General features: G+C 38.1%; 19 protein-coding genes and 1 pseudogene. 18 read left to right on the forward strand and 2 right to left on the reverse strand.

Going from position 1 to position 19,900, the window contains the following annotated elements:
- Window positions 1-197 precede the first annotated feature (197 nt).
- The 12 genes and pseudogenes from menB to ACQKMH_RS09495 all read left to right on the forward strand — a co-directional run bounded on the left by menB (window position 198) and on the right by ACQKMH_RS09495 (window position 11,727).
- Window positions 198-1,040, forward strand: a complete 843-nt coding sequence (gene menB / locus ACQKMH_RS09440; protein ID WP_427587126.1) for a 1,4-dihydroxy-2-naphthoyl-CoA synthase — start codon at window positions 198-200, stop codon at window positions 1,038-1,040.
- 17 nt (window positions 1,041-1,057) lie between these two features.
- Window positions 1,058-2,695, forward strand: a complete 1,638-nt coding sequence (locus ACQKMH_RS09445; protein WP_427587127.1) for an AMP-binding protein — start codon at window positions 1,058-1,060, stop codon at window positions 2,693-2,695.
- Between the two features lie 51 nt (window positions 2,696-2,746).
- Window positions 2,747-3,493: an SDR family NAD(P)-dependent oxidoreductase gene (locus tag ACQKMH_RS09450; protein ID WP_427587128.1), complete on the forward strand. Its 747-nt coding sequence runs from the start codon at window positions 2,747-2,749 to the stop codon at window positions 3,491-3,493.
- A 95-nt stretch (window positions 3,494-3,588) separates the two neighbouring features.
- Window positions 3,589-3,837, forward strand: coding sequence for a hypothetical protein (locus tag ACQKMH_RS09455; protein WP_427587129.1), 249 nt, complete (start codon window positions 3,589-3,591; stop codon window positions 3,835-3,837).
- Window positions 3,819-3,956 (forward strand): annotated as a pseudogene (locus tag ACQKMH_RS09460) (3-hydroxyacyl-CoA dehydrogenase family protein); the annotation flags it as partial. The gene ACQKMH_RS09455 and the pseudogene ACQKMH_RS09460, both read left to right, overlap by 19 nt.
- An 81-nt stretch (window positions 3,957-4,037) precedes the next feature.
- The gene (locus tag ACQKMH_RS09465; protein WP_427587130.1) at window positions 4,038-5,186 is read left to right on the forward strand and encodes an acyl-CoA dehydrogenase family protein; all 1,149 of its coding nucleotides are present in this window, start codon (window positions 4,038-4,040) and stop codon (window positions 5,184-5,186) included.
- A 13-nt stretch (window positions 5,187-5,199) separates the two neighbouring features.
- Window positions 5,200-5,979: an enoyl-CoA hydratase/isomerase family protein gene (locus ACQKMH_RS09470; protein ID WP_427587131.1), complete on the forward strand. Its 780-nt coding sequence runs from the start codon at window positions 5,200-5,202 to the stop codon at window positions 5,977-5,979.
- A 62-nt stretch (window positions 5,980-6,041) separates the two neighbouring features.
- Complete coding sequence (locus ACQKMH_RS09475; protein WP_427587132.1) at window positions 6,042-6,794, forward strand: SDR family NAD(P)-dependent oxidoreductase; 753 nt, start codon at window positions 6,042-6,044, stop codon at window positions 6,792-6,794.
- A 374-nt stretch (window positions 6,795-7,168) separates the two neighbouring features.
- Entirely contained in the window at window positions 7,169-9,256 is a 2,088-nt protein-coding gene (locus tag ACQKMH_RS09480; protein ID WP_427587133.1) for a heterodisulfide reductase-related iron-sulfur binding cluster, read from the forward strand.
- A 218-nt stretch (window positions 9,257-9,474) separates the two neighbouring features.
- Window positions 9,475-10,002, forward strand: a complete 528-nt coding sequence (locus ACQKMH_RS09485) for an acyl-CoA thioesterase (RefSeq protein WP_427587134.1) — start codon at window positions 9,475-9,477, stop codon at window positions 10,000-10,002.
- Between the two features lie 589 nt (window positions 10,003-10,591).
- The gene (locus tag ACQKMH_RS09490; RefSeq protein WP_230155893.1) at window positions 10,592-11,164 is read left to right on the forward strand and encodes a site-specific integrase; all 573 of its coding nucleotides are present in this window, start codon (window positions 10,592-10,594) and stop codon (window positions 11,162-11,164) included.
- 83 nt (window positions 11,165-11,247) lie between these two features.
- A complete protein-coding gene (locus ACQKMH_RS09495) occupies window positions 11,248-11,727 on the forward strand; it encodes a DinB family protein (RefSeq protein ID WP_427587135.1) in 480 nt (159 codons plus the stop codon).
- A gap of 299 nt (window positions 11,728-12,026) precedes the next feature.
- Here the strand turns inward: ACQKMH_RS09495 and ACQKMH_RS09500 are convergent, their stop codons facing one another.
- Window positions 12,027-12,422 carry a GyrI-like domain-containing protein gene (locus ACQKMH_RS09500; protein WP_427587136.1) on the reverse strand — a complete coding sequence of 132 codons (396 nt, stop codon included), beginning with the start codon at window positions 12,420-12,422 and terminating at the stop codon, window positions 12,027-12,029.
- 353 nt (window positions 12,423-12,775) lie between these two features.
- On the opposite strand from ACQKMH_RS09500, the gene ACQKMH_RS09505 reads away from it, so the two are divergent.
- The 4 genes from ACQKMH_RS09505 (at window position 12,776) to glaH (ending at window position 16,318) form a co-directional block, all read left to right on the forward strand.
- Window positions 12,776-13,450, forward strand: a complete 675-nt coding sequence (locus tag ACQKMH_RS09505; RefSeq protein WP_427587137.1) for a GntR family transcriptional regulator — start codon at window positions 12,776-12,778, stop codon at window positions 13,448-13,450.
- 14 nt (window positions 13,451-13,464) lie between these two features.
- The gene (lhgO, locus tag ACQKMH_RS09510) at window positions 13,465-14,682 is read left to right on the forward strand and encodes an L-2-hydroxyglutarate oxidase (RefSeq protein WP_427587138.1); all 1,218 of its coding nucleotides are present in this window, start codon (window positions 13,465-13,467) and stop codon (window positions 14,680-14,682) included.
- A gap of 27 nt (window positions 14,683-14,709) precedes the next feature.
- Window positions 14,710-15,051: a DUF3870 domain-containing protein gene (locus ACQKMH_RS09515; protein ID WP_427587139.1), complete on the forward strand. Its 342-nt coding sequence runs from the start codon at window positions 14,710-14,712 to the stop codon at window positions 15,049-15,051.
- A gap of 328 nt (window positions 15,052-15,379) precedes the next feature.
- Complete coding sequence (gene glaH, locus ACQKMH_RS09520) at window positions 15,380-16,318, forward strand: glutarate dioxygenase GlaH (protein WP_427587140.1); 939 nt, start codon at window positions 15,380-15,382, stop codon at window positions 16,316-16,318.
- Between the two features lie 413 nt (window positions 16,319-16,731).
- On the opposite strand, the gene ACQKMH_RS09525 is transcribed toward glaH, so the two are convergent.
- Window positions 16,732-17,850, reverse strand: coding sequence for an NAD(P)/FAD-dependent oxidoreductase (locus tag ACQKMH_RS09525; RefSeq protein ID WP_427587141.1), 1,119 nt, complete (start codon window positions 17,848-17,850; stop codon window positions 16,732-16,734).
- 172 nt (window positions 17,851-18,022) lie between these two features.
- On the opposite strand from ACQKMH_RS09525, the gene ACQKMH_RS09530 reads away from it, so the two are divergent.
- Together ACQKMH_RS09530 and ACQKMH_RS09535 are read left to right on the forward strand one after the other, a co-directional pair.
- Window positions 18,023-18,616 carry a branched-chain amino acid aminotransferase gene (locus tag ACQKMH_RS09530; protein ID WP_427587142.1) on the forward strand — a complete coding sequence of 198 codons (594 nt, stop codon included), beginning with the start codon at window positions 18,023-18,025 and terminating at the stop codon, window positions 18,614-18,616.
- A gap of 214 nt (window positions 18,617-18,830) precedes the next feature.
- Window positions 18,831-19,769 (forward strand): MBL fold metallo-hydrolase, encoded by a 939-nt coding sequence (locus ACQKMH_RS09535; protein ID WP_427587143.1) that lies wholly within the window; start codon window positions 18,831-18,833, stop codon window positions 19,767-19,769.
- Window positions 19,770-19,900: the final 131 nt, after the last annotated feature.

The raw sequence follows: 19,900 nt of genomic DNA on the forward strand, positions 1-19,900 counted from the left end.
CTAGGGCCGCCTTTTTGATAAAAACAATAGATTGCTATTCTAACTTCCAAAGACTAAAAAGGGAATTTACAAGGGCTGAAGTAAAAAATGGAATTTATTGTAAAAATTCGGATCGTGGAGAAGGTTCGCTGTATAAATGAACAGGTCATTAAAGGAAAAATTATTCTTAAACTACTTTAATAATGGAGGGATTCAAAATGAAACAAACAGATACTATATCTGAAAAAACAGATGGAATTGGCAAATTGACAGATATTATCTACAAAAAAACCAATGGAATTGCAAAGATTACGATCAATCGACCGAACGTTTATAATGCATTTCGGGCAAGAACGATTAAAGAGTTAATTTGGTCGTTCCGTGATGCATGGGACGATAATCGAATTGGTGTGGTTGTCTTAACTGGAGCAGGAGAAAAGGCATTTTGTGTCGGTGGGGATCAAAAAGAAAAAGGAGATGAAGGTGGATACGATTATTCTGGAGGTTTAGGTGGTGGAATGGGCTTAGAAATTGAAACATTACATCAAACGATTCGCAATATACCGAAGCCAGTTATTGCTGCTGTTAATGGATTTGCGATTGGCGGTGGACATGTCTTGCATGTAATTTGCGATTTGACTATTGCTTCAGAATCAGCAAAGTTTGGACAAAGCGGACCGAAAGTAGGCAGCTATGATGCTGGATTTGGTTCTGCCTATTTAGCAAGGGTTGTTGGGGAAAAGAAAGCAAGGGAGATCTGGTATTTATGTGAACAATATACGGCACATGAAGCAAAAGAAATGGGTCTAGTAAATAAAATCGTTCCTGCTGAACAATTACAGCAAGCAGCAGAAGAATGGGCTGGGAAAATTCTCGAAAAAAGTCCGACTGCACTTAAAATGCTTAAATACTCATTTAATGCTGATAGTGCCAACATCCAAGGGATTTCACAGTTATCGATGGGTAGTTTAGCCATGTTTTATAACACAGCAGAATCAGAAGAAGGAAAAAATGCTTTTCTTGAAAAAAGACCAGTAGATTTTAAAAAGTTCCGAAGATAAAAAGGGGGCTAGATGCTGTGAAATTGGAAACGATTTTGAGTAAGGAGTATATCGAAAAATATCAATCTATTTGGCCAAATAGAACGATTATTGATTATTTAAATGATGCAATAACAAAACATCCAGAGAAAATGGCCATAATTGATAAAAAGAGCCGCTATACGTATAGGGAGCTTGGTAAACTTGTGGATCGGGTGGCATTAGGCTTGCTTGAAATTGGTATAGAAAAAAGAGATGTCATCTCGTTCCAACTGCCTAATTGGAGCGAGTTCATTATTCTGCATTATGCGGTAACAAAAATTGGTGCCATTAGCAACCCTCTCATTCCGATTTACCGTGACCGGGAAATTGGCTACGCGGTCGGAATGGCAGAGTCGAAAATGATTGTTGTTCCAGGTGAATTTCGTGGGTTTAATTACCCGGCGATGATTGAAAGGTTAAAACATCAGTGGCCAAGTATGCAACATGTTTATGTGGTTGGGGATAACGTACCAAAAGAAATGAAACCGTTTTCTGAATTGATTGATCAACCGTGGGAAGAGAGAAAAGATCCTGTTATTCTGGACAAAATCACCCATGATCCAAATGACGTGACGGAAATAATCTTTACGTCTGGAACGACTGGAAATCCAAAGGGAGTGCTGCATACACATAATACGCTCTGTGTTTCCACGAATTATTGGATTGATCGCTTACGCTTAACATCTGATGATGTCATGTTCATGGCGTCGACATTTGCCCATCAAACTGGATTCGGTTATGGCGTAAGGTTGCCGACACATATTGGTGGAACAGGGGTTTACCAGGATATTTGGAAACCAAGTGAATTTCTTAATTTGATAGAAAAGGAGAATATTACATTTACAGCTGGTGCGACACCATTCCTGCAAGATACAGTTCAACTTAAGAATCTTGATCAATACAAGATTGATTCACTTCGTATCTTTGTTGCATTAGGAGCTCCAATACCAAGAAATTTGGTCAAAGAGGCGACAGAAAAAACGTCCATTAAAATTTTGTCTGGCTGGGGACAAACCGAAGATGGCTTGGTCACTTTGACAAGAATTGAAGATCCAGAAGAAAAGCTGATTGAAACGGATGGTATTCCTTTTCCAGGTATGGAGTTAAAAGTAGTTGATAGTAAAGGGGGAATTTGTGAACCACATGAAGAAGGCGATTTGCTTGCTAGAGGTCCTTCCTTGTTTGTTGGCTACTTAAAACGATTACAGGAAACCCTTTCGGAATTTCATGAGGGTTGGTTTATGACAGGTGACCGTGCTGCGATGGATGAAGATGGTTATATCCGAATTTGTGGACGGAGTAAAGACATCATCATCCGTGGCGGGGAAAATATTCCTGTCATGTATATCGAAAATGTCCTGTATGAGCATCCAGATATATCTGATGCCCAAATTGTTGCCGTTCCGGATCCGCGTCTTCAAGAAAAAGCATGTGCATGCATCACCATGAAACCAGGGAAAATGCTATTGACAATGGAAACTATGAAGGAATTCCTATCAGAAAAAGGGATCGCAAAACAATATTGGCCAGAACATCTCGAAATTTTCGAGGATTTCCCTCGTACGATGAGTGGGAAAATTCAGAAATTCCATCTCCGGAAAATGATGGACGAGAAGTTAAAAGAAAAGATCTAAGCAAGTTATCGACAGAAACAATCAAATTTGAATAAATCGGGAGGAAAAATGATGAGTCAACGAGTAGCATTTATTACCGGTGCAGGTAGAGGGATTGGAAAAGAGATCGCGATAACATTAGCTTCAAAGTCCAATAAAATAATCGTTACAGACATCAATATTGAAAATGCTCAAGAAACGGTTTCTATTTTAGAAAACGAAGGGGCGGAAGCACTTGCTGTATATTGCGACGTCACGAAGTTAGAAAGCGTACAAGAAGCAGTCAAAGCATCCGTTGATCGTTTTGGACGAATTGATATTTTAGTGAATAACGCAGGATGGGATAAGATTGAACCTTTCTTAAAAAGCGAACCAAGCACATGGAAATCAATTATTGACATTAATCTGATGGGTCAAATTCATACTTGTAAAGAAATATTGCCGATCATGATTGAGAATGGTTATGGGAAAGTTGTGAATATCGCTTCAGATTCAGGAAGAGTCGGTTCAAGTGGTGAAGGAGTATATTCAGCCGCAAAAGGCGGTGTGATTGCTTTAACAAAAACATTAGCTAGAGAAATGGCGAGACATAAATTAAATGTCAATTGTATTTCACCAGGCCCAAGTAATACACCATTGATTCAGGAAATTGGCTCGTATAATGAGGGCATTGTTTCAGCGTTAGAAAAAGCAATACCATTCAGGCGTTTGGCAGAACCAAGTGATCTTGCAAATGCGGTAGCGTTTTTCACTTCAGAGGAAGCAAATTATATTACAGGACAAACGCTCTCCGTTAATGGTGGATTAGCGATGTGTTAATCGCTTTCTAGAGGTATAGATCTTTTTTACAATTAACATTTCAAAAATGCCTTGTATCAATATCAATAGAAAGCCTCGACAGGCAGATAACACGCATGAATTTTCAATACTATTTATGCTTATTGGTGCTAAACCAGGATAAAAGTTTTTTCATTATGGAGGAAGATCATGAATCCGGTATATATAGACAATTCAGTTCAGAGCGCCGATTGGAAAATGGGTGTTACTTTAAAGGATGTGCAGTAGACTACCTAGCAGCAAAGGTTAATCAAGCGGTAGTTGATCGATCATATATCAAGAAGTACAAGATTAATGAAGTGATTTTGCTGAAGATATCGATATAGCGATTAAACTTGGATTAAATCATCCAATAGATCCCCTGGAAATGGCTGATCTTGTTGGTTTAGACATCCATCTCCGAAATATGGAGTATCTTTATCACAGTTTAGGGGATTGGTATCGACTATAAGCATTAGCTTGTTAAATACGTGAAAGCAGCGTTTGGGCAGGGATTTTAGCAATATAATCGAGAGGGCGTGAAGGTATGAATTTCGAACTAACCGAGGATGTAAAATTATTAAAAAAAGGAATTCGGAACTTTATTGATAATGAAGTAGATCCGCAGGCGATGTTAATTGAAGAAAGTAATGAAATTCCAGGAAGTATTATGGAAAAATCAAAGAAAATGGGATTATTTGGGCTTCATATTCCGGAAGAATATGGCGGACTGGGACTCGATATGGTAGGGAAGTGTGCTGCACTTGAAGAATTGGGAAGAACACATAATGGATATACAACAGTCATTGGTGGGCATACCGGCATTGGGGGTGTCGGCATTGTTGATATGGGAAATGATGAACAAAGACGCAAATATTTACCCGACATGGCAACCGGAGATAGAATTGGTGCATTTGCCTTAACAGAACCAAGTGCAGGCTCACATGCTACTAATCTGAAAACAACGGCCGTAAAGAAAGGGGATAAATATATTCTGAATGGAAGTAAGCATTATATTACTAACGCACCTATTGCTGATATTTTTACCGTAATGGCGGTGACCGACCCTTCAAAAGGCTCAAAAGGCATCACTTCTTTTATAATTGAAAAGGATTTCCCAGGGTTTCAAATTGGAAGCATTGAAAAAAAAATGGGCCTTCACGGGTCACATTCATCCGAAATATTCTTAGAAGATTGTGAAGTTCCTGCTGAAAATATTTTAGGCGAAGAGGGCCAAGGCTATGTAAACGCATTAAAGATTCTGGCAAATGGACGTGCAGGAATGGCTGCGCGAAACTTAGGATCAAGTGATAAATTACTCGAGATGTCGTTAGATTTTTCTCATATGAGAATCCAGTTTGGAAAGCCGATTTTCGAGCAACAAATTATTCAACATTATTTGGCAGATATGGCAATGGAAATAGAAGCATTGCGGTCTATGACCTACAGAATAGCCTGGATGGTTGATCAAAATATGAAAGTGATTAAAGAAGCAGCCATGGTTAAATTATTAGGTTCTGAAACGTATAATCGGGTTGCAGATAAAGCTGTACAAATTCATGGGGGAATCGGTTATATATCAGAATACCCAATTGAAAGATTTTACCGTGATGCCCGAATTACAAGAATTTACGAAGGAACGTCTGAGATTCAGAAGAATATTATTGCTGCTCAGTTGCACCGCAAATATCAATAAAGGGGGAGTTATAGTGAACTATCAAAATATTGTGCTTGAAAGAGATGACCGGATAGGTTTTATCACCATTAACCGTCCTGAAGTGCGAAATGCGTTAAATGATTTAACTGTATCCGAAATCCTGTCAGCATTTGAAGAATTAGAAAATGATCAAGATATTGGCGTAATTGTCTTTACAGGTGCAGGGGAGATGTCATTTGCCGCAGGAGCGGATATTAATCAGGTAACAAACAGGAACTCGCTTGATGCATTTGCTGCTAAAAATATGTCTGATGTGTATCGCTGTATAGAAAAAAGTAAGAAAGCAACTATTGCAGCCATTAATGGATTTGCACTTGGAGGTGGGTGTGAGCTGGCCTTGTCGTGTGATATACGAATGGCTTCTGAAAATGCTAAAATCGGGCTCCCTGAATTAAATTTATCGGTTATTCCCGGCGCTGGTGGAACGCAGCGATTAGCACGAATCATCGGTAAAGGCAGAGCCATGAATATGATATTAAGTGGGGATCTCATGACAGCGAAAGAGGCGATAGAGATCGGTTTAGTTTCATCTGTCGTTCCTTTAGAGAATTTACGGGCTGCTGTACAAGAAAAGGCTGAAAAAATATTAGCTAAAGGACCTTTATCCGTACAAATGGCAAAGCTAGTAGTCAATCGTGGATTTGATGTTGATATGGATACGGGATTGCTGATTGAAAGCTTGGCACAAGCTGTTTTATATGGAACGAGTGACAAGAGGGAAGGAACACAGGCTTTTCTCGAAAAAAGAGAGGCATCGTTTACAGGAAGTTAATAATTTAATCAAATTGCATGGTTATTTTTCTGAATTTTCTGGTTTTTAACGGAGGTAACTAGATGGATATCGGTTTCAAAGGAAAAAACATCTTAATTACAGGTGCCGCAAAAGGAATCGGAAGAGGAATAGCATTAGCTGCTGCTGCTGAAGGAGCAAATATTGGATTGCACTATCGTGAATCTGAAGCGGCGGTATTACAAGTTGCAAAGGAAATTAGTGATTATGGTGTGAAAGTGGCCCTTATTAAAGGAGATATTGCAAGATTGAAAGATGTCAAGCAGATGAAAGATACACTTGATCACGATCTAGGAAGCGTCAATTTTATTGTAAACAATGCTGGCTGGGCACAGGTGAAATCGTTCTTTAAATATGAACCGGAAGAATGGAAAAGGGAAGTAGATATTTGTTTTTACGGGGTGTTAAATCTCGTGCATACATTTATGCCTGAAATGATAAGTAAGAATCAAGGTAAGTTTATCAATATCGTAGGTGATTCAGCAAGGACTGGTGATCGGAATTTAATCGTTTCAGCCGCTGCTAGGAGTGGGGCGATCAGTTTTTTAAAGTCATTGGCTATTGATGGTGGTAGAAATAATGTGCAATGTAACACAGTGTCGTTAGGATTAATTGACCAAGGAGAATTAGGCTTTAGTGAAGTAGAACTTGAAAAGGTTTTAAAGCAATATCCTTTAAAAAGAATTGGTAAAGCGGATGATGTGAAGGGAATGGTTTTATTTCTATTATCTGATTCAGCAGATTGGATTACCGGACAAGTGATATCGATAACCGGTGGGCATAGTATGTTAGGATAAGGGCTTACAACACTACCTATAAAGCAAAAAACTATTGATATAAATTATAAACCTTTAATACTAGTAATGACCGGTTAATAGAATACGTTTTTAATAACAGGAGGAAAGGGCATGTGTATTTTCGTCATAATGATACGAATTTTTGATACAGAGGAATAAATTACGATAAGTTTCGAGGTTGTGCCAATGCTAACGGAGGAATTCAAAAAAAAAGCATGATTGATGCGGGATTCTAGAGTTTAAATGGGAGGAATCTATTTTTACTTTCTCCCATTTATTTAAAAGTTTTCAAAATAGTTGAAAATAATAGTATCGACATTTTGGTCCCAACAAAAGGAAACTAATTAAGAAACAACCATGAGGGGATGAAAAGGATGTTATCATTGCTGAATTTACTTGCTTTTCTAGCCTTGGCTGGATATGCAGTATATTTGTTTGTCAATCTTGTATACACCCGGTATTTGTTTATAAAGCTTGGCAAAAAAGCTGAGTTTGAACTAAACCTTAAAGAACGAATCAATCTGCTATTAATCAATGGCTTCGGTCAGTCAAAATTATTCAAAGACAAGAAAAGCGGTCTGATGCATTTAGTATTATTTTATGGATTTTTTATCATCCAAATAGGACTTATAGAACTCATCATAAAGGGATTTATTAAAGGGTATGAATTCCCCTTAGGTGAAGCGCATAAATATTTCAGTCTTTTACAAGAATGGGCTACGTTCCTCATGATGTTGTCCGTAATATATGCATTTTACCGTCGTTATATTGAAAAACTAAAGCGGTTGCAATGGATGCGTGATGGGAAATCAGCTTTCGTCATTATCGCCTTATTCATTCTAACTTTGTCGATCCTGCTTACATTGGGATTTGAAGCGATAATGTTAAGTCATGAACCAGATCTTATATATGCTCCATTCTCTGGTGCGATTGCTTTGATGTTTTCCAGCATCGGGGCAACGGCAGGAACTGTGTTGTACTACGTATTTTGGTGGGTTCATATGTTGACTGTATTTTCCTTTCTGGTGTTTGTACCACAGTCGAAGCAATTTCATGAGTTATTTGCCATGGTTAATATCTTCTTTAAGAAAAGTGGCCCTGTTGGAAAATTGAGGAAGATTAATTTTGAGGATGAAACAGCTGAAGAATTCGGCGTAGGTAAAATTGAGGATTTTACCCAACATCAATTGATTGATCTTTACGCATGTGTAGAATGCGGACGATGCACAAATATGTGCCCTGCTTCAGGAACTGGAAAAACGCTATCCCCGATGGCTCTCATTGTCAAGATGAGAAAACATTTGACAGAAAAAGGAGAAGCGGTAACCTCCAGACAGCCGTGGGCGCCTACTTTTGTTATAAAAAATACTAAGGACAATCAATTACCGCTAGCGGGGGCAGGTTCCAAAGAAGCAGCAGCAACAACTGAAAAAGTTAGTTTAATAGGGGATGTCGTGACAGAAGAAGAAATTTGGGCGTGTACGACTTGCCGTAACTGTGAGGATCAATGTCCTGTAATGAATGAGCATGTTGACAAAATCATCGACTTACGCCGTTACCTTGTCCTAACAGAAGGAAAAATAAATCCGGATGCCCAACGTGCGATGACGAATATTGAACGTCAAGGAAATCCATGGGGGATGAATCGTAAGGAACGGGCGAATTGGCGTGATGAATTAGAGAAAATCACGGTTCCAACAGCAAAAGAACTGAAAAAAGCGGGAGAAGAATTTGATTTTCTTTTCTTTGTCGGGTCCATGGGTTCTTATGATAACCGCAGTCAAAAAATCACAAGATCCTTCACGCGCTTAATGCATCATGCGGGAGTGAAGATGGCGATACTAGGGAATGAAGAAAAGAACTCTGGTGATACACCTCGACGTCTTGGAAATGAGTTTTTATTCCAAGAACTAGTGAATGCTAATATTGAAGTCTTTAAAAAGTATGATGTGAAGAAAATTGTCACAATAGATCCCCATGCTTATAACACACTTAACAATGAATACCCTGAATTTGGTTTAGAAGCAAAAATTTATCATCATACGGAATTGCTTGCAACATTAATAAAAGAAGGAAAGTTAACACCAAAAAATACTGTGAATGAAGTCATTACTTACCATGATTCCTGCTATTTAGGACGCTACAATGGTGGGTATGATGCTCCTCGTGACATTTTAAAAGCTATTCCAGGTGTTATGGTTGTAGAACCTGAGCGGAAACGTGAAACAGCTATGTGTTGCGGTGCTGGAGGAGGTCTAATGTGGATGGAGGAAGATACAGGAATCCGTATCAATGTTTCAAGAACCGAACAGCTTCTAAAAACCAATCCAACCATCATCAGTACAGGTTGTCCATACTGCTTAACGATGATCAGCGATGGGACAAAGACAAAGGAAGTAGAGGAAAAAGTACAAACGTTGGATGTCGTGGAAATATTAGAGAAATCGATAGTTCGGCAATAGAATGAGATTCTACTAGTTTAGTATGAAGGAAACGGGGACGGAACTACATTAATAAAACCGTCTTGTTGAAAGCTAATTTACTCTTAAACATAGATTTAAGAGAGCTTCGCTTACCACGTCCTTTTGAATGGGTTTGTCCTATTAACTTCTAGTTTCTTTATATTAAAATGTAGCCCATAACCGTTATATCAGATATGTATAGATAGAAGGAGGTAAGCATGAAAGCAAAATATTGTAGAGAATCAAGAGTTGTTCGAACAAGTCGCGTATTTCAAAATGATGTAAATAGTCATAATACATTATTTGGTGGTCGATTAATGAGCGATATAGATCAAGTTGCTTCCATTACCGCATTACGACATAGCCGCACAGATTGTGTAACTGCCTCAACGGATTCGGTAGACTTTTTATATCCAATCCGAACAACAGATGCAGTCTGTTTTGAATCGTATGTAACATGGGCAGGTACATCATCTATTGAAGTGTTTGTTAAAGTGATTGCCGAAGATTTAAAAAGTGGTGAGCGTAAAATGGCAGCGACTGCGCTTTTAACTTTTGTTGCATTAGATAAAGAGCAATGTCCAACTCGTGTTCCAGAAGTCATTCCTGAAACGGATGAAGAGAAAAAATTAAATGAAACTGCACCAGAGCGAGCTAGAATACGTAAAGTAAGGAAAGAAAAAAGTAAAGAATTATCCGTGTTTTATACAACAACTAGTCCTGGGATTGATAAGGTATACAGTTAATATAGATTTTGCTAGATAATAATTTTAAATAAAAACAAAAACCCAACTGCCTGGCCGGGACTTGCCAATATGAATGGCTGGAATCAAGGTACTAGCTGCATTCAATTTAAAAAAGCCGATGATTCCTTAGCACAAGGAATATCGGCTTTTTTAAATTGAAATAACTCTTCGTGTATGTTTTCCGCTTTTCGTACGACCTCTAAATAAATGGGACATGCAGACATTATAAATAATGAGAAAATTATAGAGAATATTCATATGCCATGTTTTCATAAACGTGTAGAAAAGACAAAAAAACGAGCTTCATATTTAGTTTTTAAAGGGGTTGTTTTAAATCACTAGAGTAATTGGTCTAGATTGAGTTAAAACGTCTCTATTGAATCTTTAGAGAGGTTATTTGATGTTGGTATTTTTTTGTATTAGCATGACTGATATTAACATAATATTCCGAATGTAACAAAGGACCTCTATTGATACATTCAAAATCCTTTTAAATCAACGTTTTTATGAGTATCTAATTTTAAAAAACTTGCCTTTTTTTCGCGTGTTCACGTACAATGAATTTAGGGGAAAGGGGAATGAGCCACTCATGCAAGCAACCTCTCAAAGAATCAAGAATGTCCAGCCGATACGCCGCCTGGATCACATAGAAAAGATGAAAAAGTCACTATTAAAATATTGCAGCTATAGGGATTATATGATGTTTACAATCGGGATAAACATTGGGTTACGTATAGGGGATCTTTTGCAGTTGCGTGTGAAGGATATTCTTGAAGGGACGCATATCGTCATAGTCGAGCAAAAGACAGAGAAAATTAAACGGTTCCTTGTCAATCCTCAACTTCGAAAGGAAGTAAGGAAATATGTCCGGAAAATGAACCTGAAAAATGAACAGTATTTGTTTCCAAGTAGAAAAGGAAATGGTCCAATCACCAGGGTACAGGCCTACCGGGTCTTAAATAAAGCAGCTGAAATGGCAGATATTCCGGATGTCGGTACACATACACTTCGAAAAACCTTCGGCTATTTGCATTATCAAAAATTCAAGGATATCGCGTTACTACAGCAAATCCTTAATCACTCCAATCCAAAAGATACGATGATTTACATAGGACTCACACAAGATTTGATGGACGAAACATTGATGGACTTCTATTATTAATAGAAAGGGGAAGTTATAACTTTTTCTGATTACTCAGTAATTTCCGTTTGCTCTTTATCGTTCTAAATAAGGGAGGTAGACCCGTGCAAACATTATTTCGATATAACTGGATGGTTCGTGCTGACTGGTATCATTGGTGTGAAGAGGTGGAGGAGGAAGAGCTTCTCCGCCCGAGAACTGGCGGAGTGGGGAGTATTCTGCAAACACTCTTCCATATAGTTGATGTAGAATGGAGTTGGATACGCCTTTTACAAGGAAAAAAAGAATTTAATGAGAGCTTTGAAAATTACGCGAGTTTGGGGAAAGTAGTGGAGCTGGACCTTGCTTTTCAGACGGATGTAAAGGACTTTGTTTACAGTTGGAAAGATGAAATGGAAGATAAACTATTTTACGATACCATGCCGGATGGGAGAATTGTAACGGATACTTGGGGTGAGATAATGCGGCATGTCATTGCTCATGAAATTCACCATGCAGGACAATTATCCATTTGGGCAAGGGAAGCAGGGAAAAGGCCTGTTTCAGCGAATCTTATTGGCAGGGGACTTCTATCCACCGAATAACTTTCTCATAAAGACTATAATATAGTCTTTTTTTGTTTCTCTAATACTTACTTTAGTATACTAAAAACATTTTACACTATTGTACTCTTATTTTTGAATAGGTCATGTAATGAGGATGAATCTGTCTATTTTCGGTAAAATGGAGTTCTAATATATTGGTTACGGTAATTATATTATGGTAACTAGTGATATGATAAATCATCACGTATTAAGAGTTTTAATAAGCGACGACATAATATTTTGTGATGATACTCTGTTTTGGCCACAAAAAAAAGCCTAATTGGCTTTTTTTTATGGCATTATTTAATCGCTATATGTATTTCCACTTTTCCATCAGGATAATATTTTTCAAAATCCAGACTATAATTCCTATTCAAATTTTTTTCATCTTCCAGCTGCCATATCTTTTTCCAAGTTTCACCTACTGAATGTCCTTCTTGTATGCATTCAAACACTTTGTATTTGTTTTCAGGAATGAGAATTTTTTCATTCGATAAAGGGCTTTCTATGGCAATTGATAAGGTATAATCACCACGATAATTATTTTCGTACTGGTGGTAAATACCATACTTCATATCATTTTCAATATTATAATCATTTGTTTTGCGCCATAGTGATCCGATCTTATCGAAAAGATCCTTATCCGAGAAATTATTCGTCCTTATTTCGCCAATCACGTAAACTTCTTTACTCATTAACTAGCAACTCCTTATTTGTATAAAATTGGATATTACCTCAATGATATCATATTCATATCAGATGACCAGCTTCTTTTGGTGCAATGGTATTTTTAGAGTTGGTCTTGTCGCTAGTTCGTGGTTTGGGCTTTGTTAATTTTAATGCTGTCGATGCAAATACGAAGTTGTTTAAATAGTATATATGGACGGGTGTCACAAATTATATTTATATATGAATTAGACGTTTTCCAAACATATTGTATCCAGGATTTTTTAAATTGGATACAATATATTTAATTTTCAGTATTGTAAACGCATTATTTACTTGATATAGTTAAAATTGTATCCAATATCGAAAGGTGGACGTTGAATTGGATAAAGCTAAATCCAATAGTGATAAGTCAACAATCGTTAAAAATGTAACAAAAAGCCTTAGGAAAGCGATTTTAAATGGGACGCTGAAAAAGGGTGAGCGACTAATCCAAGAAGAATGGGCCGATCGCCTGGATGTAAGCAGAATGCCCATTCGTGAAGCCCTTACACAGCTTCAAATGGAAGGGTTGGTAGAAATGGTTCCGCATAAAGGAGCTATCGTCACACCAATCACCCGGGATCATATCGAAGAAATATACCATACCCGGTCACTGCTTGAAGGACTTGCCGTGGAAAAATCACTTCCCTTTTTGACGAAGGAGGATAAAGAAAAATTAAAGGGAATTTTGATTGAGATGGAAGGTTTACAGTTATCTGATGAAACCAATGAGCATTATATCCAGTTAAATGCGGCTTTTCATGAAACCCTCCGAAAAGGGTGCCCTTGGCCAAGGGTTCAAAAAATGGTTGAAACGTTAGGTATCTCACCCATTGCTCCCAATTTACTAATTGATTATTACCCAGAAACGCAACGGGAACACAGGATGATATATGAAGCGGCACTAAGAGGGGATCCAACAGAATTAAGGGCAGCAGTAGAATATCACATTTTACGGACAAAGAATAATTTAATCACGTATATGGAGTTACTGAATACTAAAAATCATCAATAAAAGGAGTGTTAAATGTGTATGATTTCGCAATTGTTGGTGGAGGTATTGTAGGTTTATCAACGGGAATGGCACTTTATCAGCGTTTTCCCAATGCAAAAGTGGTAGTCATCGAAAAAGAGGCCGTTGTAGCTGATCATCAAACGGGACATAACAGCGGCGTCATCCATTCTGGTATTTACTATAAACCGGGCAGTTTCAAGGCACGGTTCGCCCGCCGAGGAAGCAAATCAATGACGGAATTTTGTCAAACGCATGGAATTGAACATGATATTTGCGGAAAGGTCATCGTTGCAACGAAGCCAGATGAGATGCCCCTTCTAGATGATTTATATACACGCGGTTTACAAAATGAGCTAGCTATACAAAAAATCGGTGTGGATGAGTTAAAAGAAATCGAACCACATGTTAATGGGCTTGGTGCGATTCGCGTCCCGCAAGCCGGCATCGTTAATTATCGACAGGTAAGTGAAAAGATGGCGGATATCATCAAGGAAAATGGCGGTGAAATCAAGCTGAATACAAAGGTGGAGAAGATTGACGAAGATGTTGATGACGTCATCATCGAAACGAACAACGGTACCATAAAGGCCAGGATGGTCATTAATTGCGCAGGGTTGCACAGTGACCGTATCGCAGCAGCCGCAGGGTATAAAACTGATATGAAAATTGTCCCGTTTCGCGGTGAGTATTTTAAATTGAAGCCTGAAAAGCGCTACCTCGTCAATCATTTAATTTATCCGGTACCTAACCCGAAGTTTCCATTTTTAGGGGTTCATTTTACGCGGATGATTAGCGGGGAAGTAGATGCGGGTCCAAATGCTGTACTTAGTTTTAAAAGGGAAGGTTATAAAAAAACCGACTTCAATGCGAAAGATTTAACTGAAGTATTAAGCTATAAAGGTTTTTGGAAACTGGCCAGTAAATTCATGAAGGAAGGGATGGATGAATATGTCCGTTCTTTTAGTAAAAAGCAATTTACGAAAAGCCTGCAGGAGTTAATTCCGGAGATTCAAGAAGATGATTTAATCCCTGCACCTGCTGGAGTCCGGGCACAGGCGTTACAGGATGATGGTAATATGGTGGATGATTTTCATATCATCATGGGGAAACGGACCATTCATGTATGCAATGCACCGTCACCTGCTGCAACAGCATCGATTGAAATTGGAAAAGAGGTCGTTAACCGCATTCCAGAACAAACACACTTATTGGAAGCTATATTGACAAAATAAAATTCATGAAAGAGAGGAAGAAGCCTCATGTTCAATGGTAAAACAATCTTTATTGCAGGTCATGCACGTTTACCTCAAGGGATGGCAGCGAAAAGTGTCTTTGAAACATTGACCATCACTGCAGAAATCGATGCTAAATACGGGGTTGTCCTGGAAGCATCTTGTACACTCGCAACAGAGCATGGCCGGGAATTTATTGGGCGTTTGTTAAAAGGGATCAGTTTAAACGATGGTGTTGAAGATGCGATAGAATCGATTCAATCCTATTATCGGGGGAAAGCAGCTAATGCCTTGATTGCTGCCTTGAAAGATTTGGATCTCCACTTTAAGCAAATTAAAGCAGGGGAAAAAACAAAACTACCAGGTTAGGAATATGATTTATCGGAATATTTTGTGAAAAGTGTTGACATTTTCACAAAAAAACGTTTTAATTGAATTAAGCTAATATTAAGACATTAACACCTTTTGGAAAATACCTTTTCAGAATCGTGTAAAGATCTTAATGATTGGAAACAGGAAAAATAAATCATACATAAACTGCATATTCGCTGTGACTCTATTTGCATAGAGCAGTGAAGTGAATATAAGCCAGTTGTACAGTTGGATTCCCATATTATTTGGGAATCATGTGCGACTGGCTTTTTATATTTCCCGTTAACTTTGTCACCTATATTACAAATAACAGGAGGAATTATTCATGAGCATTGCAGAAAAGAAGAGAGCTAAGTTTGAAAGGAAAACAGAAAAATACGAGGTGAAAGTTCACCCTCAAACGAGCCGTTTATATCATATTGAAATTTCAAAAGAGGCTATTGGCGCCTTTTTAGAAACCGTATCGAAGGATAATCAGTCTGTTCAACATCTGGAATATACACCTTATGCACGACTTATCATTGCATCATATCTATTGGAACAAGTAGGGGAAGAATTTGGCGAAGTGCTTCGTAACATCGTTCATGATCGGGATTCCGGCGGCTTCACTCTCGGCTTGGAAGGGGTAACTGAAAATACGGATGAATACGTTATTTTTGCAACGGCCATTTCATACCTGCTGGGAACGCCAAACCATGATGCGATGTCAGGAAAATATTATGCTCGATTTAGTGTTCAAGACACGGATAGCAGCGATTCATATTTACGTCAGGCCTATCGTTTATTTACACTTCATACGGACGGAACCTTTGTAGATGAACCAACGGACTGGTTACTGATGATGAAGACGATCGAACAAAATGCCCGCGGTGGCGAATCACGATTATTGCACCTTGACGACTGGAAAGAGCTTGATACGTACGTAAATCATCCATTATCAAGCCACAAATTCACGTATAAGGCCCCAAAAAGTAAAAATATTGATCAAGAAATTGATAGATTGACTTTCTTCAATCATAATAACAAACCTGGTGTATGCTTCATTGATCAATTTGTATATCCTGAATCCATTGAACAAGCAAAATACTTACGCGATTTATCCGCTTCATTGGAAAACGATGAAAATGTAATAGAATTGGAACTTCCTGTTGGTGATCTGGTTGTTGTTAATAATATTTTTTGGCTGCACGGCCGTGCAGCGTTCGAAAAGGATCCGAACCTGAACCGTGAATTACTTCGTCAGCGTGGAAGATTCAATCAATAGTATCATGTTGTAAACCCAAGTGTTTTTCTCCATCCCCAAACTATATTTTAAGATAAATACTTTTCAACCCTTATGGTTGGTAAGTATTTATCTTTTTTTTTGAAATGTTCTACTAAAGATTAAGTTAGTAAATAGGAATGTAAAAAGGTAACCATTGGGTCCTCTACGTTGCATTTTTTATGCATGCAGTTGTCACTATTTATGTTAGATGAGCGTCTTTAAAGTTGAATAAGAGGGACTGTTAAGTTGGTTTACTAAAGGTTCTGCAAAATTAATCTTGATTGTTGAAAAAATAAAAAAGACCACAGATGCATGATGGTCTTCTTTAACGTCTTTGATAATGTGGTAATATAGTTCAATTTAGATATTTGCAACTAGACCTACATTCAGACAGGTAGATGATGATTTGGCTTTTATATTTCTATAGCACCTCTTACATCATACTTTTCTAAATCGATATCAATATCTTTGTCTAGTGCGAGGTTAGCCAATTGCGCTCCAACATAGGGGCCCATTGTTAATCCGGAAGCTCCGAGACCATTTGCAACGATTATGCCATCCCAATCAGGTAAGGGACCAATAACTGGAAGGAATCCGGGCGTGAATGGACGAAACCCGACCCTTGCTTCAACAAACGTACTATCTGCCAAACCCGGGGCGGTAGTCATGGCTTTATTGAAAACTTCCTGCAACCCTCCTGCAGTCATACGATTATCGAACACTTCCGTATTTTCATGTGTCGCACCTGCGACAATTTTATTGTGATCGAATGCCAAAAGGTATTGATCACTGGGAGGCATGACGACAGGCCAGTTATTCGTATTTGCATTTGGTATTTCAAGATGAATGATTTGAGCTTTTTGAAAGCTGACTTGAAAATTCACGCCAAGGGGTTTCAGTAATTCCGGGGCCCATGCTCCAGCACAAACAATCACAATATCAGCAGGTAGGAATTCATCTTTTACTGTTACACCTAGCACTTGTGCACCGCTATATTTAAGTACAGCCTCACCATATATAAGTTTTGCGCCATTTTTTTGTGAAGCCCGCAATAAGGAATCACGAAGTGCCCGTCCATCGACCCGAGCGGCACCACTTACGTGAACTGCTGCATATTCACTGGAGAGAGGTGGGAATAGTGCACTTGTTTCCTCTGAGGAAAGTAATGTGATCGTCCCGATCTCCGGTGCATCTTCTTTCCGTTTTTGGGCTCTATTCTTCATTGCGATCAGTTTTTCTTCATCTGTATGTAAACTAATTGCCCCGACTTGGGCATAACCAGTCTCGGTTTCTCCATCTCGTTTAAGTTCTTCAATTAGCTCGGGATAAAAAGCCGCCCCATTTTTAGCAAGGTGATACCAAGCTTGATTGCGCCTTTGCGATATCCATGGGCATACGATTCCTGCAGCAGCAGAGGTTGCCTGTCCATTATCTTGGCGGTCTATTATGATCACTTCGGCTCCATTTTTAGCCAGCTGATAGGCAGTGGAGGCGCCCAAAATCCCAGCTCCGACTACAATGATTTTTTGCATATTTAACATCTCATTTCTCTCATATGTATAAACGCTTACCACTACTATATCGAAGACAAGGAACCATTGCCACAACCGATATTGTATTTTCTTTCACAAAGTTATTTTATCTGTAGTGAATATGCTATGATTAAAAAGGCATAAGCTTGAAAAGATACTAGGAGGACATACCATGTTAAAAAAACAATTGGAATCATACATATCAAAATCCATAATTGAAAACAAGGTTGAGTTGTTTAAAGAAGAGAGGGATTATGCAGTAAAGCGTGAATTGATCCCTGCTAATGTCACTATAGTGGAACTAGAAAATACATCTCGTTTTACAGATGCTTATATCGAGCGCAGCAATAAAGAGAGCGAAGAATTGATTTCTGTTGAGAAGTTTGCATTTTTATCCCAACCGATCGATTATTTAAAAAATAATAAAGAAGAATTCCTTTACTTTGAATCTAAATGGTTCGAATTAATCGGAGTTGAGGCACTTTCGTTTGAAGTGGATGATGTTTTTGGCACATATAACGCGATGTTCGGATTGAAATTCCAGAAGAAAATGGGTGAAGTTCTAAAAACGTATTTAAATAAGGAACTTCAAGAAGGCATCGGATCATTCAGTGTAATGTTTAACCAGGGCGACGGTCTATGGGATGTGAATTTTGCCTTGGATAACGTAAAAGGGTTTCGAGTAGACTTGTCATTAGAAGAAGCGTTTAATTTGATCCATCATTTTCTTTTTATCCTTGTTCAAACAATCGAGGAAGAAATGTAATTCAAAGGACTGTCATCAATTTTGATGGCGGTCTTTTTTTGCTCATATCTTTGGCCATTTTATTTTAATCAATGAGATAAATGTAGAAGCTGATTAGAGGAACATGAAAGAATTCGTCGAATTGATTATTGATATACCTTTATTTAGCAAATTCTTTTCATTCTGGTTTGAAGTAAAGGGAGATTGAAAGTTACATTGGAAGGAGAAGTTATACTTGCTGAACGAATTGAAAGTTACTCAAGTTACCATTCCAATGCCTTTTAGGCTGGACCATGTCCATTGTTTCCTAGCAGAAGGTAAAAAAGGATGGACAATCATCGATACGGGATTAAATAATGAAACAACAAGAGATATATGGAACCCCATTATTGAAAAATATGATATTAAAGACATTATCATCACACACTATCACCCAGATCATTTCGGTTACTCTGGAACTTTACAACAATTAACCGGTGCGGATGTTTGGATGACACAAGTGGATGAACATACGGGGACGACGTATTGGGAATCGGATTCACTGAAACAGCTTAAAGAAAATTATGATGCATGTGGAATGGATGAGGACTTAGCCGTAGCCTTATCCAGTGACGAAAGCAGCTTTATGCCTAAAGTAAAACCCTATCCTACTGTAAATCATCATCTTGACGAAGGGATGATGTTACGTTTTGGCAAGTGCGAGTATGAAGTGATTTTTACTCCTGGACATTCTGATGGTCTGATTTCCTTATACAATAAGGAAAATAGTGTCCTTTTCTCAACAGATCATATATTACCTAGGATATCTCCGAATATTTCTTATTGGTTTAAAGGGTTTTCCAACCCATTGGAAGAGTTTTTTACTTCTTTGAAAAAAATACAAAAGTTGGACGTTGAATATGTTATCCCATCACATGGGAAGCCGTTTCGAAATGCCAATGAAAGAATCAGCGAATTATTGGATCACCATCAGGACCGATTGCACCTCATTCACGAAAACATGAAAGAGCCTATTACTGTGAAAAGTGCTTGCATGATTCTGTTTGGAAATCTACCCATTCACGAATCTAGATTTGCTGTTGGTGAAACATTGGCTCATCTTGAATATCTCTTTTTGAATGACCAATGCAGAAAGTTTAAGCGTGATGGAATTTGGTATTATCAATCCATCTGATACGTATTTACTCATCTCTTATATGATTCAAGTTCATTTTATATGAGCTTTCAAACAGTGGGCAAACTCGAAGAAAATCGAGTTTGCCTACTGTTTTCTTATGACTTTTACAATTTAACTTTGATTGAAAG

Origin of the sequence: Peribacillus sp. NPDC097895 (assembly GCF_050277555.1) — a bacterium.
Classification (GTDB): Bacteria; Bacillota; Bacilli; order Bacillales; family DSM-1321; genus Peribacillus.

What these genes read in the sequence shown, in the direction of transcription:
- menB (WP_427587126.1), top strand. Translation starts at nt 198, where the DNA reads ATGAAACAAACAGATACTATATCTGAAAAAACAGATGGAATTGGCAAA.
- ACQKMH_RS09450 (WP_427587128.1), top strand. Translation starts at nt 2,747, where the DNA reads ATGAGTCAACGAGTAGCATTTATTACCGGTGCAGGTAGAGGGATTGGA.
- ACQKMH_RS09455 (WP_427587129.1), top strand. Translation starts at nt 3,589, where the DNA reads ATGAATTTTCAATACTATTTATGCTTATTGGTGCTAAACCAGGATAAA.
- ACQKMH_RS09465 (WP_427587130.1), top strand. Translation starts at nt 4,038, where the DNA reads ATGAATTTCGAACTAACCGAGGATGTAAAATTATTAAAAAAAGGAATT.
- ACQKMH_RS09475 (WP_427587132.1), top strand. Translation starts at nt 6,042, where the DNA reads ATGGATATCGGTTTCAAAGGAAAAAACATCTTAATTACAGGTGCCGCA.
- ACQKMH_RS09480 (WP_427587133.1), top strand. Translation starts at nt 7,169, where the DNA reads ATGTTATCATTGCTGAATTTACTTGCTTTTCTAGCCTTGGCTGGATAT.
- ACQKMH_RS09485 (WP_427587134.1), top strand. Translation starts at nt 9,475, where the DNA reads ATGAAAGCAAAATATTGTAGAGAATCAAGAGTTGTTCGAACAAGTCGC.
- ACQKMH_RS09490 (WP_230155893.1), top strand. Translation starts at nt 10,592, where the DNA reads ATGCAAGCAACCTCTCAAAGAATCAAGAATGTCCAGCCGATACGCCGC.
- ACQKMH_RS09500 (WP_427587136.1), bottom strand. Translation starts at nt 12,422, where the DNA reads ATGAGTAAAGAAGTTTACGTGATTGGCGAAATAAGGACGAATAATTTC.
- ACQKMH_RS09515 (WP_427587139.1), top strand. Translation starts at nt 14,710, where the DNA reads ATGTTCAATGGTAAAACAATCTTTATTGCAGGTCATGCACGTTTACCT.
- glaH (WP_427587140.1), top strand. Translation starts at nt 15,380, where the DNA reads ATGAGCATTGCAGAAAAGAAGAGAGCTAAGTTTGAAAGGAAAACAGAA.
- ACQKMH_RS09525 (WP_427587141.1), bottom strand. Translation starts at nt 17,850, where the DNA reads ATGCAAAAAATCATTGTAGTCGGAGCTGGGATTTTGGGCGCCTCCACT.
- ACQKMH_RS09530 (WP_427587142.1), top strand. Translation starts at nt 18,023, where the DNA reads ATGTTAAAAAAACAATTGGAATCATACATATCAAAATCCATAATTGAA.